Annotated in this window: 13 protein-coding genes; 5 read left to right on the top strand and 8 right to left on the bottom strand. The window is 57.7% G+C overall.

Features of this window, described 5'->3' with window-relative positions; all coding sequences use genetic code 11:
- The first annotated feature begins 158 nt into the window (after window positions 1-158).
- Together ku and ligD are read left to right on the top strand one after the other, a co-directional pair.
- The gene (gene ku, locus DFP98_RS08080) at window positions 159-1,028 is read left to right on the top strand and encodes a non-homologous end joining protein Ku (RefSeq protein WP_116060073.1); all 870 of its coding nucleotides are present in this window, start codon (window positions 159-161) and stop codon (window positions 1,026-1,028) included.
- A gap of 159 nt (window positions 1,029-1,187) precedes the next feature.
- Window positions 1,188-2,078: a non-homologous end-joining DNA ligase gene (gene ligD / locus DFP98_RS08075; RefSeq protein ID WP_116060072.1), complete on the top strand. Its 891-nt coding sequence runs from the start codon at window positions 1,188-1,190 to the stop codon at window positions 2,076-2,078.
- Here the strand turns inward: ligD and cls are convergent, their stop codons facing one another.
- Window positions 2,079-3,518, bottom strand: coding sequence for a cardiolipin synthase (cls, locus tag DFP98_RS08070; RefSeq protein WP_246016454.1), 1,440 nt, complete (start codon window positions 3,516-3,518; stop codon window positions 2,079-2,081). It abuts the gene before it with no gap.
- Between the two features lie 109 nt (window positions 3,519-3,627).
- On the opposite strand from cls, the gene DFP98_RS08065 reads away from it, so the two are divergent.
- The 3 genes from DFP98_RS08065 to DFP98_RS08055 all read left to right on the top strand — a co-directional run bounded on the left by DFP98_RS08065 (window position 3,628) and on the right by DFP98_RS08055 (window position 6,778).
- Window positions 3,628-4,602, top strand: a complete 975-nt coding sequence (locus DFP98_RS08065) for a M23 family metallopeptidase (protein WP_116060071.1) — start codon at window positions 3,628-3,630, stop codon at window positions 4,600-4,602.
- Between the two features lie 4 nt (window positions 4,603-4,606).
- Window positions 4,607-5,047 (top strand): bactofilin family protein, encoded by a 441-nt coding sequence (locus DFP98_RS08060; RefSeq protein WP_116060070.1) that lies wholly within the window; start codon window positions 4,607-4,609, stop codon window positions 5,045-5,047.
- Between the two features lie 138 nt (window positions 5,048-5,185).
- Window positions 5,186-6,778 carry a glycosyl hydrolase family 28-related protein gene (locus DFP98_RS08055; protein ID WP_116060069.1) on the top strand — a complete coding sequence of 531 codons (1,593 nt, stop codon included), beginning with the start codon at window positions 5,186-5,188 and terminating at the stop codon, window positions 6,776-6,778.
- On the opposite strand, the gene DFP98_RS08050 is transcribed toward DFP98_RS08055, so the two are convergent.
- From DFP98_RS08050 to DFP98_RS08020, 7 genes are read right to left on the bottom strand one after another with little or no spacing between them, the layout of a single operon-like run.
- The gene (locus DFP98_RS08050; protein ID WP_181917560.1) at window positions 6,741-8,213 is read right to left on the bottom strand and encodes an O-antigen polysaccharide polymerase Wzy; all 1,473 of its coding nucleotides are present in this window, start codon (window positions 8,211-8,213) and stop codon (window positions 6,741-6,743) included. The genes DFP98_RS08055 and DFP98_RS08050 overlap by 38 nt on opposite strands.
- Window positions 8,192-9,112, bottom strand: coding sequence for a glycosyltransferase family 8 protein (locus DFP98_RS08045; RefSeq protein WP_181917559.1), 921 nt, complete (start codon window positions 9,110-9,112; stop codon window positions 8,192-8,194). The genes DFP98_RS08050 and DFP98_RS08045 overlap by 22 nt, the downstream gene beginning before the upstream one ends.
- Window positions 9,096-10,748 carry a glucosamine inositolphosphorylceramide transferase family protein gene (locus tag DFP98_RS08040; protein WP_147310147.1) on the bottom strand — a complete coding sequence of 551 codons (1,653 nt, stop codon included), beginning with the start codon at window positions 10,746-10,748 and terminating at the stop codon, window positions 9,096-9,098. The genes DFP98_RS08045 and DFP98_RS08040 overlap by 17 nt, the downstream gene beginning before the upstream one ends.
- Entirely contained in the window at window positions 10,723-11,877 is a 1,155-nt protein-coding gene (locus DFP98_RS08035; RefSeq protein WP_116060065.1) for a GNAT family N-acetyltransferase, read from the bottom strand. The genes DFP98_RS08040 and DFP98_RS08035 overlap by 26 nt, the downstream gene beginning before the upstream one ends.
- Window positions 11,878-11,891: 14 nt before the next feature.
- On the bottom strand, window positions 11,892-12,437 hold the full coding sequence (locus DFP98_RS08030) for an AAA family ATPase (protein ID WP_116060064.1): 546 nt from the start codon (window positions 12,435-12,437) through the stop codon (window positions 11,892-11,894).
- Window positions 12,438-12,462: 25 nt separating this feature from the next.
- Window positions 12,463-13,878, bottom strand: a complete 1,416-nt coding sequence (locus DFP98_RS08025; RefSeq protein WP_116060063.1) for an oligosaccharide flippase family protein — start codon at window positions 13,876-13,878, stop codon at window positions 12,463-12,465.
- 1 nt (window position 13,879) lies between these two features.
- Window positions 13,880-15,262, bottom strand: a complete 1,383-nt coding sequence (locus DFP98_RS08020) for a sugar phosphate nucleotidyltransferase (protein WP_246016469.1) — start codon at window positions 15,260-15,262, stop codon at window positions 13,880-13,882.
- Window position 15,263 lies beyond the last annotated feature (1 nt).

Below are 15,263 nucleotides of genomic sequence, written 5' to 3'. Positions count from 1 at the left end.
TTCGCTATTGGATTAAGACTTTTCCAATATTCCCTGTCCGGTTGTTTTCCATGCGAATGGGCAACTTATAGTCGAGTTCCCAAAAGTCAAAATCCGACCTCCGTCCTTCCGAATTCAGCATTCGAAGTCAAACCTCTACACGCAAAGGAGCGTCAGCCATGCATACGGTCTGGAAAGGCGCGATCAGCTTCGGCCTCGTTCATGTTCCCGTAAAAATGTTCACCGCCACCGAGGACAAGGATATCCATCTGCGAATGATTCACAAAGTCTGCGGAACGCCCATCGCCAACGTTCGAACTTGCCCCCACTGCGAGAAGGAGGCTGCCTGGGAAGAAATCGCCCGCGGCTACGAACAGGAGAAGGGCCGGTTCGTACTGTTCGAGCCGGAGGAGCTGGACGCGATCAAACCCGACAATACGAAAACGATTCAAATTCTCGATTTCGTCGATCTGACGGAAATCGATCCGCTGTATTACCAGAAGGCGTACTATCTGTCTCCCGATCAAGCCGGGGCGGGCGCCTACAATCTGCTGCTGGAAGCGATGCGTCAGTCCGGTAAAATCGGCATCGCCAAAATCGCGATCCGCAGCAAAAGCAGCCTGGCCGCCATACGCCCCGTCGACAATTGCATCTGTATGGAAACGATGCACTATCCGGACGAGATTCGCCAGCTGCAGCTTGTGCCGAATTTGCCGGAACAGACGAACGTCAACGATAAGGAATTGACGATGGCCAAAATGCTGATCGAGCAGCTCTCGACGCCGTTCGAGCCGACGAAATACACCGACGATTACCGCATCGCCCTCCAAGAAGCGATTCAGCGCAAAATATCCGGAGAAGGCGCGGACATCGTCACCGCTCCGGACGTGGAAAGAACGAACGTTATCGACCTGATGGCCGCACTGCAAGCGAGCCTTGAAGCAGCCAAGCCGAAAGATGCGTCCGGCTCCGAAGACGCCGGCGGCGACCGCGGCAAAGCGAAAACCCGCAGCACGCGCGGGCGCAAGAAAGAAGGGGCGGTTCCTTAATGCTATGAATCATTCAAACGAGCGCTCAATGGCTTCCCTCGACTGCGAGGCCCGAACATCCGCCGACCACGAGGACCGATTCTGTATCTGATGACCGGAGCGGAGGAGTATGAAGGAGTAGGAAGGAGTAGGAAGGGGCAGGAAGGAGGAAATGCCGAAATGGTCAATACGAGAACCGTCGTAAAGCTTGGAGAACACGAGCTCGCCATCTCCCATCCGGATAAGATGATTTGGCCCGAAGCCGGTATTACGAAGCTGAAATATGTGCAGCTGTTGGCCGAGCTGGCCCCTTTTCTGCTGCCGTACGCCGCTGGCCGCTATTTGACGACGATCCGCTATCCGGAAGGGATACACGGCGTGTCCTTTTATCAGAAAAATTGCCCGGAGCCGATTCCCGACTATGTACGAACCGCCAAGGACCGCAACATCAACTATGTCGTGCTCGACTCCGTGCGAACGCTGCTGTGGATGGGCAGCTTGTACAGTCTGGAATTCCACGTCTCCTCCGACGAAATCGACAATCCGCTGCCCAATACGTGGATGCTCGATATCGATCCTTCGATGAACGAGGAGCCGCGGCTGATGGAAGCGACGGAGCATGTGCTGCAGACGCTGGACTCGCTCGGCCTGAGCGCCGTGGCCAAAACGTCGGGGGCGACCGGCGTTCAAATCGTCATGCCGATCGAACGCGGGCCGGACTTCGACGAGCTGCGGCGTTTCGGCAAGTTTCTGTCCGAATACCTCGTCGCCCGTCATCGAGCTCTTTTCACTGTTGAACGTTTGAAAAAAGACCGCGGTCCTTTGATCTATCTCGATTACTTGCAGCACTATGCCGGCAAAACGCTGCCCGCCTCATACTCCCCCAGGGCACGTCCGATGGCGACGGTTTCGACGCCGCTCACTCGCGACGAGGTACGAAGAGACGTTAAGCCGACAGACTTTCACCTGCTCAACGTACCGCAGCGTCTGCGCGAACGCGGAGATCCGCTTGCCGCAGCGCCCCGGCAAGCGCTTGGCCCGGTCATCGCCCATCTGCTGGGCAGAAAATAGCTACAGCAGAGGAGACAAGATCCGCGCCATCGCTTCCTTCACCTTCTGCGTGCGCGTACGCTTCAGAAACTTCTGCAGATTGATCTCTTCGCTGTCCTGCAAATCCTGCAGGAAATTCCGCTCTATCTCGGCAATGGGGGCCGGATCGAACAGATGCGCATTGATCTCGAAATTGCTGTAGAAGCTGCGCAAATCCATGTTCGCCGAGCCGACGACCGCCGCGAACTGGTCGACGACCAGCGCTTTGGCGTGGACAAATCCTTTTTTGTACTGCCATACGCGCACGCCGGATCTCATCATTTCCTCCGCATAGGAGAGCGTCGCCAAGTGGACGAGCCACGTATCCGGAACGTAAGGAATGATCAGGCGCACGTCCATGCCGCTGACCGCTGCATCGCGGAGCGCCATCGCTACGCTCGAGCTCGGGATAAAATACGGCGTCGTGATCCAGATGCGCTCCTTGGCGGCGTTCACCATCGCGAACACGGAATCGTGGATCGCGTCCCCGCGGCGATCCGGGCCGGCCGGCACAATCTGCACCGCTTCCGTCGCCGCGACGTCGTGCTCCGGGAAATACGAAGGGTCGTCCAGCTTCGTGCGCGTCGCGATCTCCCAGTCCTTCAGAAACACCTCCTGAAGCCAGTAGACGGAATCCCCCTCCAGCTTCAGATGCGTATCCCGCCAATAGCCGAGCCGAGGATGCTTGCCGATATATTCGTCTCCGAAGTTGAGGCCGCCGATAAAGCCGACCTTGCCGTCCACGACCGTTATTTTCCGATGGTTGCGATAATTCATCCTCTTCTTCAGGAAGGAGGGCCGAAGCGGGAAAAAACAGGCGCATTCCACGCCGCCCTCCCTCAAAATCCGAATATAGGAGTCTTTCAGCTTGATGCTGCCGATGCCGTCGTATAGCAGCTTCACCTGCACGCCTTCATCGGCTTTGCGCAGCAGCGCCTGCTGCAACTGACTGCCGACGCCGTCGTCCCGTACGATGTAAGACGAAATGTGCACATGAGACTTCGCCGCGTCGATCGCCTGCAGCATCGCCGCATAGGCATCCTTGCCTTTGTTGAATACATGAGTTCGGTTGCGTCCCGTAATGGGCAGCTCCCCGCGTTTAAGCAGCGTACGGTACAGGCGGGTCTGCTCGGCAATCCCGGTTGGCGGCAGCTCCGCAGGGTCCGGCAGCGTCGTCGTCATCGCCAGCAGCTTAGCGCGGCGGCGCTGGTCCAATTTACCCCTGCGACGCGCCTTGCGGCTCCTGCGGTACTCCGTCGCCAGAAAATAATACAAAATAAAGCCGACGAACGGGAACAGGAACAGGATGAACAACCATGCCGTCGCATGGGCGGGTCTCCGAAACTCAAGCAGCAAAATCGTGGCCGCTTGGAAGATAAAGATAAGCAGAAGCAGGCAAAGTCCGAACGCAATCATATCCATCGTTCCTCGCGTCTCTTAATGATTTTCAGGAATGAAAGGAAGCTTTCAAGAATAAATAGCAGTAGTACAGGAAAGAGCTCGACAACCCTCGCATCCGAAAGGAGAGCCGATGGCACACAGACGACGGAAAGCGAAATGGTCGTTTATTCTGATCCGGGACGCCGATCGTCGCGTCAAGCAGTTCCGAGTGTCCGGCCGAACGCTTGCAGCGCTTCCCATAGCCGCCGCGCTGACGGTCGTTGGGGCGTTCGCGGCTAGAGAGCTTGAGGCGCTGCAGCGAATTCACGAGCTGGACGCGCTGCTCGACGCCCAATCCGCCCGCAGCGGAGCCGCTCTCGCAGCCAAGAACTCAGAGATTAGTTCGCTGAATCGGGAGCTGCGCGAATTGAACGACAGAAGCGAGTTGCTGCAACAGCGAATGGACGAATTGGCGGTGCTGGAAGCCAGGCTTCGACAGTTCATCGGGCAATATGGCGACGGACAGACGATTCCGCAGGGCGAGCACGTATCCGAAGTGGCCGTTTCCTCTTATGCAGCCGCCGCGTCCGACGAACTGGCTGCGGCTGCGGCTCAGCTGACGATCGACGACATCGCGGAATTGTCGCAGATGCTCGGCGAGCTGGCCGACTCCATGGAAACCAATCTCCGCAAGGCGGAGCAGCGTCAAGCCGAACTGGACGCGCTACCGTCGGCGTGGCCGACCGTATCCAGACGGTTGACCTCCGGGTTCGGTTATCGAAGCGATCCGTTCACGCGCAAGTCCGCGTTCCACGCCGGAGTCGATATCACGGGCGACGTCGGCGATCCGATCTACGCCGCGGGAGACGGCACGGTCAAGGAGGCCGGGTTCAATCGCACACGTGGTAATTATATCATCATTACCCATCGGACGGGTTTGGAGTCGCATTACTTGCATTTAAGCAAAATCGGAGTAAAAACAGGGCAGCAAATTCGACGCGGGGACCGGATCGGCGAGATGGGCAACAGCGGGCGCAGCACGGGAGCGCACCTGCATTTTCAGGTGGTCGCCAGCGAGAAGCCGGTCAACCCGCTTCCTTATTTGCGCCAAGTAGAGGAGGATTAAGCGCATGTTCGGAAACAGGAGAAAACCCGGCGTCACGGATACGCTGGTAGGCGCCGGCACCGTGTTCAACGGATTAATGAAATCGGAAGCGGACGTCCGAATCGAAGGAGATTATCACGGAGACATCGAGAGCAAGGGAAGCATCGTCATCGGGGAAGGCGGCGTGGCCAAATCGAACATTACGGCCCGCGACGTCACGATCGCGGGCACCGTGTACGGAGACGTACATACTTTCGGCAAGCTGGTCATCACCGCTACGGGGCAGCTTCACGGCAATGCCCAATCGGCAATCCTGTTCGTGCAGGAGGGCGGCGTCCTGAACGGCGGCAGCCGAATGGACGGAGGCGACAAGAAGCCCGCCGGCTCCGAAATCGGGACTCCAGTCGGTTCAGGAGCTTCCGCCGGAGTCGGTCTTGCGGAGAAGAAAGCGAAGCAGGCGGGGTAGCTCCCGCCTGCTTCTTCTTTTGGAAGCCTGCGGACAAACATATATTTTGCTCCGGAGCCGTTGCCGAGTGTGGAAGCTTGTTCAATCGCTGAATATACTGCATAGAATTCATCACACTTTAAGAAAGGACTGATTTCTATGGCAACTGCAGCTCCTCTGCCTGTGGACTCGAATATCATTAATGTCAAAAGCCTGGGCGCCCAGGGCAACGGCACCGCGGACGACAGCAAAGCTTTTCTCGATGCAATCGCCGCAGCCGAGAAGCAAGCGAGAAGAAACTCCGCGCCAAGCTCGGACAGCAACAGGCTCGGCACGGTCACGATCTATATTCCTGCGGGAACCTATGTCATTCGCAAAGCCGAAGCGCTGATCCGCAGCAGCTATGTGAATCGAACCGTCGGACTTGTCATTCAAGGCGCCGGCGAGGGTCTTACCCAAATTCTGTACCAGCCATCCGTTCCCGGCGGATATCTGATGACCAATAACGACGCTTGGTTGATGGTGACCATCTCCGATCTGACCTTCGATTCCAACAACGCCAACAACTCTCTGATGGATTCCAACTCCAACGGCGGCGCGCAAAAATACAATTGGGAGCGCTGCAGCTTCACGGGAACCTGGAAGTATCTCTTGAATTTGCGGGGAACGAACAACAATAGCGAATACTCGTTCTATGCCTGCAACTGGTCGGGCTCCTGCAAAAAAATGCTTTACGTGGACGCCAAAGGCTCCGACCAATTCGTCAACTACAATTTCTTCGCGTGCAACTTCGAAATGGCGGAGGGAGATTTCATTCATCTGGAGAAAGGCGGCAACGTCAACATTTGGGGAGGCAGTCTGATCCATTACGGAAACGGGGGCGTGTTCTTCAGGCTTCTGGGGGACAGTCACTTCTACGGCACGGAGCGATTCCTCTGCGTAGGCACGCGAATTGAGCACCGCAACGCCAATAGCCAGCTGATCGAGTGCACTTGGCCGGGCGGCGTCGTAACCTTCCTTAACGTCGATGCGACAAGCTCCATGCATCTGCGGCCGTATACCTTGCAAAGCGCGCTCTTCAAAAGCTCGAATAACGAGATGCCGAGCATCAAATTCGACAACTGTCGGCTGATCGGCTCCCACACTTACAGCTATTTGGTCAACTCCTGGTCCAAGCGGCATAACGTCATCTACGAAAACTGCACCTTCGAGCAGCATGCGGACGTCAAAACGTTCCTTACCGTCGCAAGCGGCGACAAAACGGGCAATATCGGCGGCGCGCCGGTCGTTCATTTCCGCAACTGCCGCGGCTCCGGCGGAACGAACGGATCGTGGAATCTGTGGGATTGCGATTACGGCTTCGCGACGGCCGTACTCGGACCGACCTCGCGGAAAGTTCTGTCGATCAAAAACGCGGACGGCAACCTGCCCTACAATCGGGCGCCCAAAGTCGAATTTACTCTGCCTCCGGGCGTGATCGTTACCGGTATCCGTCTTTTCTGGCCCTCCAAAGCCGTCTCCTCGCAAAACAAGGCATGGTCGTTCTCCGTGCGGACGAGCGACGCCAACCCGACTGTGCTGGCCAAAGCGTCCGGAGACAACAAGACGGCTCTGGCGAACGGCTTTAACGTCGACACGTCCCTTTTCTTCCCGTGCGACACGGACAGCAAACGGCGCTTGGTTCTCGAAAGCAACGATAAAGTCGATACGGTGACTAGCGGCTCGCTATGTTTGATCGAGTATATCGGCTGAAAACGGCGGAATCGGCCCGGTCGGCCGGAAGATTGTGACTCTGGCTCCGACTCCGACTTCCGCTCCAGCGCGTAAACAGATAGGCGAACAGAAGAAAGCTGGACATGTAGGCGAGCGCGTTCATCAGATCGCCCCGCAGCAGGAAAACCTGATAAGCCGATAAGAACGGCACGACGATCCGATAGATCGACATCGCCGACAAGCGTCTGCTTTCCTCGTATTTGCTCTGTAAACGGCGGGATACGAACCCATATAAGCCAAACAGCAGAACGACGCCGACAAACCCGCCGTTAATGTAGCCTTCCGCCCATAGCGGACAGGACAGATTCGTGTAGAAGTATCCTGAAGATTCGCCCAGCAGCTGCCCCGAGCTAAGCGGCTTCGCCTCCCATAGCGAGCGCGGCACCCAGAACAGCAGAGAGCCGAGCATTTGCTTGCCGTGAGTCGTCCCGTTCATCTCGACGTAATCGACGGCGTTCAGCATCATCTGGAAAGCGTCGTAATCCCCCTTCTGCACGAAAATGTCCGAGATTCCGGCGGTCTGAATATCTCCGTCCAAATTGTTGCGGAACAGATCCGTATAAGGGAAAATGACGATGAACAGCAGCAGATAACCCGCCGTCCATCCGAAGCGTCCGATCCTTTTCCACGGCACGAATAGCAGACACAGCGTCAACATCACCGATCCGAACCAATAGCGGGCGTTGGAGATCGGATTCGAGACGATCAGGCAGAGAACGAGCAGCAGCAGCGTCGTCAGCTTGGGCAGCACGCTCCGGAACGCGCGGCGCTTCCACATCGTCAAACCGACGATCAGGCACACGAATAGGGGAACTTTCATGAGCTGGTCGGCGATAAGATTTTGCGATTTCGTCTCATAGACGCTTTCCAGTGCATTGCGCGGAAGAAATAAGGAAGAGATGCTGCCGGATTGAACAAGAAGAGCCCCCGAGACCAGAATCGCAATGCCGGAGACGATCAGAAACTGCCGCGCCCCGCCCGGCTTCGCGAAATCGTCGGTCAAGCTTCCGGAAGAAGGCGGCGAAGCTTTGGACGGCTTGCCGAGCAAAGTCCCGGCATGATAGGCGAGCAAGCCGGCCAACGTCATAAGCTGAGCGGTAACGAGCGTCCGATCGCTGTATACGTCGGGCCAAGGAAAACTGCGCTCCGCTAGCTGCACAAGCGGAACAAGGCCAAGAAACACATAGGCAAACAACCAGAACGTCATGTCAAGGATGCGCTCTTTGTTCGCTGCGACCGGATAGCTTAGCATAGCCGCCGAATAAACCAGCACTGCCAGGCTAATGGCGACCGGGCCGTCAAGCTGTCCCCACCCGTTCCAAGGCAAGAAGAGCAGCGGGAGAAGCCCTCCCGATACGAGAAACAGCAGCGTCGCGTACATATAGCGGATATTCACTTGATTCCCTGTGCCCATCTGGCTTTCTCCCTCCGCACCCAATCGAGAGCCACGCCCGGAAGCGCCCTCTTCACCGCCTTTTTCGCCATGCCGCTTAAAGTCACGGGAGGGCGGTAGCGCCGCCAGGCCGTCATATTCAAATAACGATAATATTCGCTGCGATAAGGGTGTACATTGTCGTAATGCCACGGCTTCGACGCCCCGGTGTAGTGAACGACGATCGGCCCGGCCGGCCCGACCTTGCGCAGGCTCGCCGTCAGCATGTTGCTCTGCAAATTCCATTCGGGCGGCAGTTCCAGCCACTGGCCGTGAAGCACGGCGTTTAATGCGTCCTGATCGTGAAACATTAGCCGTTCTCCATGCTCCGCCGCATAGGCCATCACGCGATCCGTCAAATGCTCCTCGCGCCAGCGCCGCAGATTAAACAGAAGAACCCCCGCATTAAAATACGGGCTGGCGCTCGGAATCGCCAGCGCCTTCTTCCGGCATTTGCCCCCGATATCTTCGATGGCCGCCAGCGCGTAGCCGCGCAAATCCTCCTGCCAGATCGGGGTCAGATCGCCCAAGACGATGACGTCGCAATCCAGATAGAGCACTTTATCGATCGAATATCGGCGAAGCAGCTCCGGCACGAGAATTTTGCAATACGTCGCCGAGCTCAGATGTCCGCCCGCGCTCATTCCGTTAAGAAGCCGAGGAGACATTCCGACCCAGCGAATGCGAACCCGGTGAGAGGATATTGTCGCTTCGAGCAGTTCGCGGCTGGTCTTGGAAAGACCTCCGTCGATAATGTAGAAACATGCTCGCGCGGAAGGAGGAAGATGCACGGCGACGGATACGAGCGCCGCCGCCAAGTGTTGGGCGTAGCCTTCGTCCGCCGCGACGGCGATTGCGATCTCGTTAAGGGATGCTGCCAATGGCTCCTGCTCCTTTCCTATACGTTCTGCGAATCTTCCGAACCAGCTTTACCGACGCTCTCCGCGCGAAAACGCCAAGAGCCAATCTTTCGCGCTTAGCGTCCACCAATGTGACTTCTCCCGCGAACGAGAGCGTATGCAGGCCGTCCGGGTACGGACCGGAACGATCCGGGGACAGGCGGCGGACGGGAGCTTCGCGGAATTCCGTCGTCGTCAGACGCTCGATGCGATTGATCCATACGGCTCCGCCATAGGTGCCCGAGCAATCCTGGGCAGGACGGAACAGCTCCCCGCCGACCGCAAACGGCGTTCCCGCGGGGCGGGAGGAACGGACGTCCATCTTGACCGGATTGGCCGGATGAGGCTTCCACTCGCCGAGCAGCTCGTCGGAATACCAAATATGCAAATGGGAATGCGGTCCTTCCTCCTGATTGGTGCAGAACAGCCACCACAAGCCGTCATGCCGGAACACGGTCGGGTCCACCGCTTGAAAATTCGGAATTAGAACCTTCATCTTCTTCCATTCGTTCGGAAAATTCTCCGAACGATAGATCGCGGCCTCTCCGGCTTGATAACATTCCGGAATGCAGTAGAGCTGTCCTTCGGCGTGCACGATGCAGGGATAGGACAGATGCAGGGGAAGCTCAAGCACGGCTTGCTGCCACCGGACGGCGTCGTCGATCCGCAGGTCATGGTCCAGCTTCAAGAAGGAAATTTTCCCTTTCCGCTCCACATGGTCCCATTCCTCGGCGACGATGCCTATTCCCTCATCCAGCTTGACCGCGAACGGATCGGCCACGAAGCCGCTCCGCTCGGGCAGCCACTCGACGACCGGTTCGTCCCGATCGCGCAGCACGGCGTCGATCGGCCGGCGAATTAGGCCAACGTTCCACTGCTCGACGATAAACCATGCGGACAATTGGCGAGCCACCTTGCGATATCCGAGCAGCGCCGCTAACCGAAGCGCTTGCAGAACGGTCGGAGCGGGACCTCCGCGTCCGTAGCCGGTTTCGGGCAGGCTATCCGCCTCCGCGCCGGGCAGCTTGCCGGTAATGGAAAGCTCCTTGCAGACGGAAGCCGGCCAGGAGCGGCAGAAGCGGTAGAGCTCTGCCAGCTTCTCTCCGAACCCGGATCCATACGAGGAGATATACCCCCGTTTCAAAATGAGATCGCGCTCGGCGGTCCGGCCAATCCGCACAAGCGACACGCAGCCCGCCGGATCGCTCCCGAGCAGAAGACGGAAGACGAATTCGGCCGCACCGCCCGCTGCCTTCCCGTAACCGTAGCGAAGACGCCATAAGCCGAAGCGGGCAAGCTCGGCCAAGGCTCTGGACCCATCGCCGCTGCGCAAGTCCAGAATCGCGTCCGGAGCGAACGGCGATAGGGCCGCCGCAAGCTCCTCTTCGCTGACCAGGCTCGCCGCCGGAAGTCCCTCCATGCCGGACGCCGCCCGGACGGATTTGTCCATTCGCCGCGCTGCGCGCCGGAACCATTGGAGGGATGTCGACACCGCCGCCTCCCGCACCTCGAACACGCACGCTACGCATGTATTAGGCGAAGAGACCAACGCTTGAATACAATCGGTTTGCCCTTGATCCCAAGGGGCCGAATCACGCAAAACCGCTATTTTCAGCATGGCTTCCTCTCGATCCCTTTCGGAAATGATTGAGGCCGGATCGCAGCGCGACCGCCTTCCTCTTTAGACCGTTCAGCTTCTTGTTCTGTCTGGCCGCCACCTTCAGCCACGTCCAGAACGCCAGGTAGGCGCTTTTGCCGTTTTTGCCGCATACGTAGAAGTGATAGTTTTTCCTCACCGAATCGGTCCAATAAAACTTGTGCTCCTGGTCGCCTTCCTGAAAATCGTATTCCGCGACGCCGTGAAGCGCGAAGTGCTCAAGCATTCTATGGGTCAGAATCATCCCCGTACCGCTCTTGCCGTCCGGCCTGGAGTTCATCATTTCCCCGTATATTTTATCGCCGAATTTGAAGTCCAAGGAGATGCACTCCGTCTCCCCGTCAATCTCGAGGCAGGAGAAGCTGAGCTGGCCGGTTCGGTTCATGCGGTCCAACAGCTTCTCGAAAAAACGCTCGTATTGCGGATCGTGGAACCTGCTGTCCTGCCATCTCGCTTTATTCCATTCGACCAGTTGTCTCCACAATTCAAGGGTATACGGCACATCGATCCGAATGTCGACCTGATGCTTTTTGCGAAGCCCGCGCTCTCTGCGCTCGATGTTGTGCACCGCTTTTTTGCTTCTTTTGAGCATGCCGGGCAGCTTGACGTAGGTCGTCATCGCCGCCTCTGCCGCGAATACGGAATACTTCTCCTCCAACGCTTGCCGCAGCAGAAACGTCAGCGAATTTTTGGAGCTGAAGCTGGTCAGCTCGGCGAAATCCCAGCGGTCGCGGCGTTCGAACAACGCTTCCCCGACCGGCTGAAGCAGATCGCGAATGTGATACTCCCGATGCAGCAGAAAATGGTTGTAAGGCGTCGTCCCGTGATTAATCGGCCGGAGCGACCGGACTTTAAGCAGCCCGACTCTTCTCCGTTCAATGCACAGAGGAGCGATGCATACGCACCGCTCCCCGTCGTAGACCGCAATAACGAACAGCTCGGGCTCGGGACCTCGCAGCGTTTCCAGGCAGGAAAGCGTCCACTCCCAGCCATCGTGAAGCTCCGCCCCCTCCGATTGTCCGTATAGCCGCTTCCACTCGTCCTCAAGCAGCAGAAACTCCGTTCGCCGGGCGATAATTTCCGTACGCATCGTTCTTCCCCCCCTCAGCCGGTAGCCGAAACCTCTTGCGGCGTCGCCGGCGCCTTCAGCCCGCTCTTGAAACGTTCAACCTCCGACGGGCTGCTCAGCACGCAGATCTCTTTATCCGTCTCGAAAACGCGGATCTGCTTCATGATTTTCGGCATCGTCGCCGTGGGAAACCGAAATACGAATTTCGCTCCCCTGAGCAGATCCTTGTTCAGCCTTTCGGCAATGTAATTGCCCGGCGAGCTTTTGCCGTAATACTTAACCGTCCTTCTGGCGTACCTCCAAAGGCACAAGTATCTGGGCAGATTCAGAAAAACGATCGTGTCCGCCTCCGTCAGGCGCGGATCGTCGTCCTCGTAATGATGGCCTTCGATGACCCAATGTTCCTCCGCCAGGATGGACCGAATTAAAGCTTCGGCCTCTTCCTTGCTGCGCGGCTTGCCGTCCGGCGTATTGGCTACGTGGTCCATATGGTAGAAGGGGATGCCAAGCAGGCGGCCCACCTCGCCGGCCAAAGTCGATTTGCCCGATCCCGGAGATCCGACGATCGATATTCGTTTCATAGGATTATCCTCCAACAGCGCGATTTTAGACGGCTTCCAGCGTTTTCTCTTTTTTCAGCAATTGCCGGGAATAGCCGACGATTTGGTTTCTAGGTTTGCTCATGACAAGGAACAGCAGCAGCGGCAAGAGCAGCAGCAGCGCCCACGGAAACGACAGCATGGGAGCGAACATGGCCGGCACGCAAATGAGCGTGTAGAAGAAAGGCTCCCGGTAATCGACATTCAGGCTCTCGCTGACGTTGCGATGAATCGCGTAGTAGGTCCCAATCGTCGCCACCTCCGCCCAAGCATAGCCGTTCAGACCGAAATACGGCACTAACAGGAAGGTCAGCAGCGCCAGCATTCCGACATGCAGCAGGTTGAATTTCGTTACTTCCCAATTTTTCCCGTACACGTAGAGCACGTTCATCTGCAGATTGAATATGCCATAGATCATATACTTAAAAGCCAGAAAAGGATAAATGACGAGTATCGCGTCCCAGGCGTCGTCGAACATCAGCGGCACGACCCAATGCGCCAGCGCCGCGAAGCCGATCAGGAAAGGCGCGATCGAGAAAACCTGCATCGTCATCGCTTCGTTCAGCGCAAGCTCCATCCGGCGCTTATCCTGCTGAAGCTTCGCAAGAACGGAGAAGCTGACGCGCATAATCGTACCGTTCACGACGCTGAGAGCCTGAATCAGGCGCATCGCGATCGAGACGACCGCGACTCCTCCCGGACCGGCGAAGTGTCCGACGATTAGCGGATTGATCAGCGTCCGCAATCCCCAGATGCGCTTGGAGACCGAGTTGGCGATCCCGTATTGGAGCATCTCCTTCAACGGCTTCCACGACCAGTACAGTCTGGGTAAATATTTAGCGTATTTGCATCCGATCACGACGGCCGCCGCTCCTTGAACGATGTTCCCGATGACCGGCGCCCAGATTCCGAAGCCCGCATAGGCCAGCGCCAATGCGACTCCGTAGTAGACGAATTGCGTGTGCATTTCCAGAAACGCGATTTGCTTATAGTTCAACTCCTTTTCCAGCATCGTCTGGGAAGGCAGCAGCAGCGCGGAGATCGGAAGCGCAACGAGCGTAATCAGGAACGGCAGCCGGATTTCCGGGCTGTGCAGCCATCCGCTGAGAAAGAAGGAGAGACCGACGCCCACTCCGATCGCCGCGATCGAAGCGAGCAAAGAGAACGTAAACGCGAGATCGTACAGGCTGCGGCCTACGACCTCCTCTTTGCGGATAATGTAGTTCGACACGCCCATTAGCGCGATATCCGACATATAGCTGATTACGGTGCTGATCGTCACGTACAAGCCGTAATTTTCCGCGCCGATCAGTCTTGTCAGCAGCAGCATGCCGCCTAGCCCGACGGCGAAACCGATCGCGCTGCGGGCGGCCAGATAGGACGTACCGCGAATGATACTGCTGCGCAAGCTCGTATCCGACAATCTAGATCACCGCGCTTCCCAGAGGATAAGACCGACGCTGCGCGCCTTCTTCTCGCGAAGGGCTGCCCGTCTGGATTTCGATCAGTTCCGAGTCCTCGAAGGCCTCGAAGCTGACTTGCTGCTTGGCCGAAATGCGGAGAACGGAGCCGCGGCCGACGGCCTGCGACACGCCGTCCAGCAGCGCTTCGCCGCGCCCCGATACAATCGTCCATACCGTCTCTCGCTTAGGGGCGCACTCCGCATCCGTCCGCTTGCCCGCGGCGACCGTCAGCCGCGTCGTCACGATCTCGTTATTTTCGTCGATCCGTTCGTAATCCAGCACCCGGCTCGTTCCCCAGTCGTATTCGACGTACATCGGGGATTGAACGCCTTCCAGCAGCTCCTTCAGCCGCGGGCTGGCCTCCTTGTCCGTAACCAGGATGCCGTCTGGACTGACCGCCACGACGATGTTGGACAATCCGAGCACCGTTACCGGAATATGAATTTCGTTAATGAGGTGCGTATTGCGGCTGTCCGGACTCACCGTGCCCTTGCCGATCTGGGCGACGCCCATCTCCTCGGTCAGCGTGTTCCACGTCCCGAGATCCTTCCAATAGCCGTCATAGACCATCATCGCGATATTTCCGCACGTTTCCACCACCTCAAAGTCAAAGCTGGTTTTGGGAAGACGGCGATAGTCCTCGATCAGCTTCTCGTACTGAAACGGCAGCCCCGCTTGGCGGATTCGCTCCGCCATGTAGCCCAGTCTGAAAGCAAAAACGCCGCAATTCCACAACGCCTTGCGCTCCTCGATCAACCGGCTTGCAACAGCCTCCGCAGGCTTCTCGTGAAAGCTCGCCACGCGGCCGTATGCTCGCGCTCCCTCAGCAGCCTCGGAAAACCCGGAAGCTTCAGCATCCTCGGAAACCTCGGGAACGATATAGCCGTATTTCGTGGAAGGATAGGTCGGCGTAACGCCAACGAGACCGAGATCGGCCGAAGTGCGGCTCAGCATCGTCTCGAGCTCCTTGAGCTTCTCGAAAAACAAGTCGTCCACGTAAGGATCGACGGGCAGAACGATGACGGCTTCGTCGGCGGCGACCCGACGAACGCTATGAAGATACGCGGCGGCAAGCGCAATCGCCGGGTACGTGTCCCGGCTCTCCGGTTCGACCAGCAGCTGCACCTCGTCGCCGAGCTGTCTGCGAATCGTGTCGGCCTGCAGCGTCCCCGTCACGATCGTGCATTGGTCCTTCAAGCCGGCGGCTCCCAGCTGCCTCCAAACCCGTTGAACCATCGATTCCATTTCTCCATGCGGGTTGCGTAAAATTCTTAGAAATTGTTTGGATCGCGCAGCGTTGGACAACGGCCACAGCCGTCTTCCCGATCCGCCCGAGAGCAGCACG

It is taken from the genome of Cohnella phaseoli (assembly GCF_003386235.1).
Taxonomy (GTDB): domain Bacteria; phylum Bacillota; class Bacilli; order Paenibacillales; family Paenibacillaceae; genus Cohnella; species Cohnella phaseoli.
Note: the sequence above shows the minus strand (reverse complement) of the source record. Positions and strands in the feature narration are given on the sequence as shown.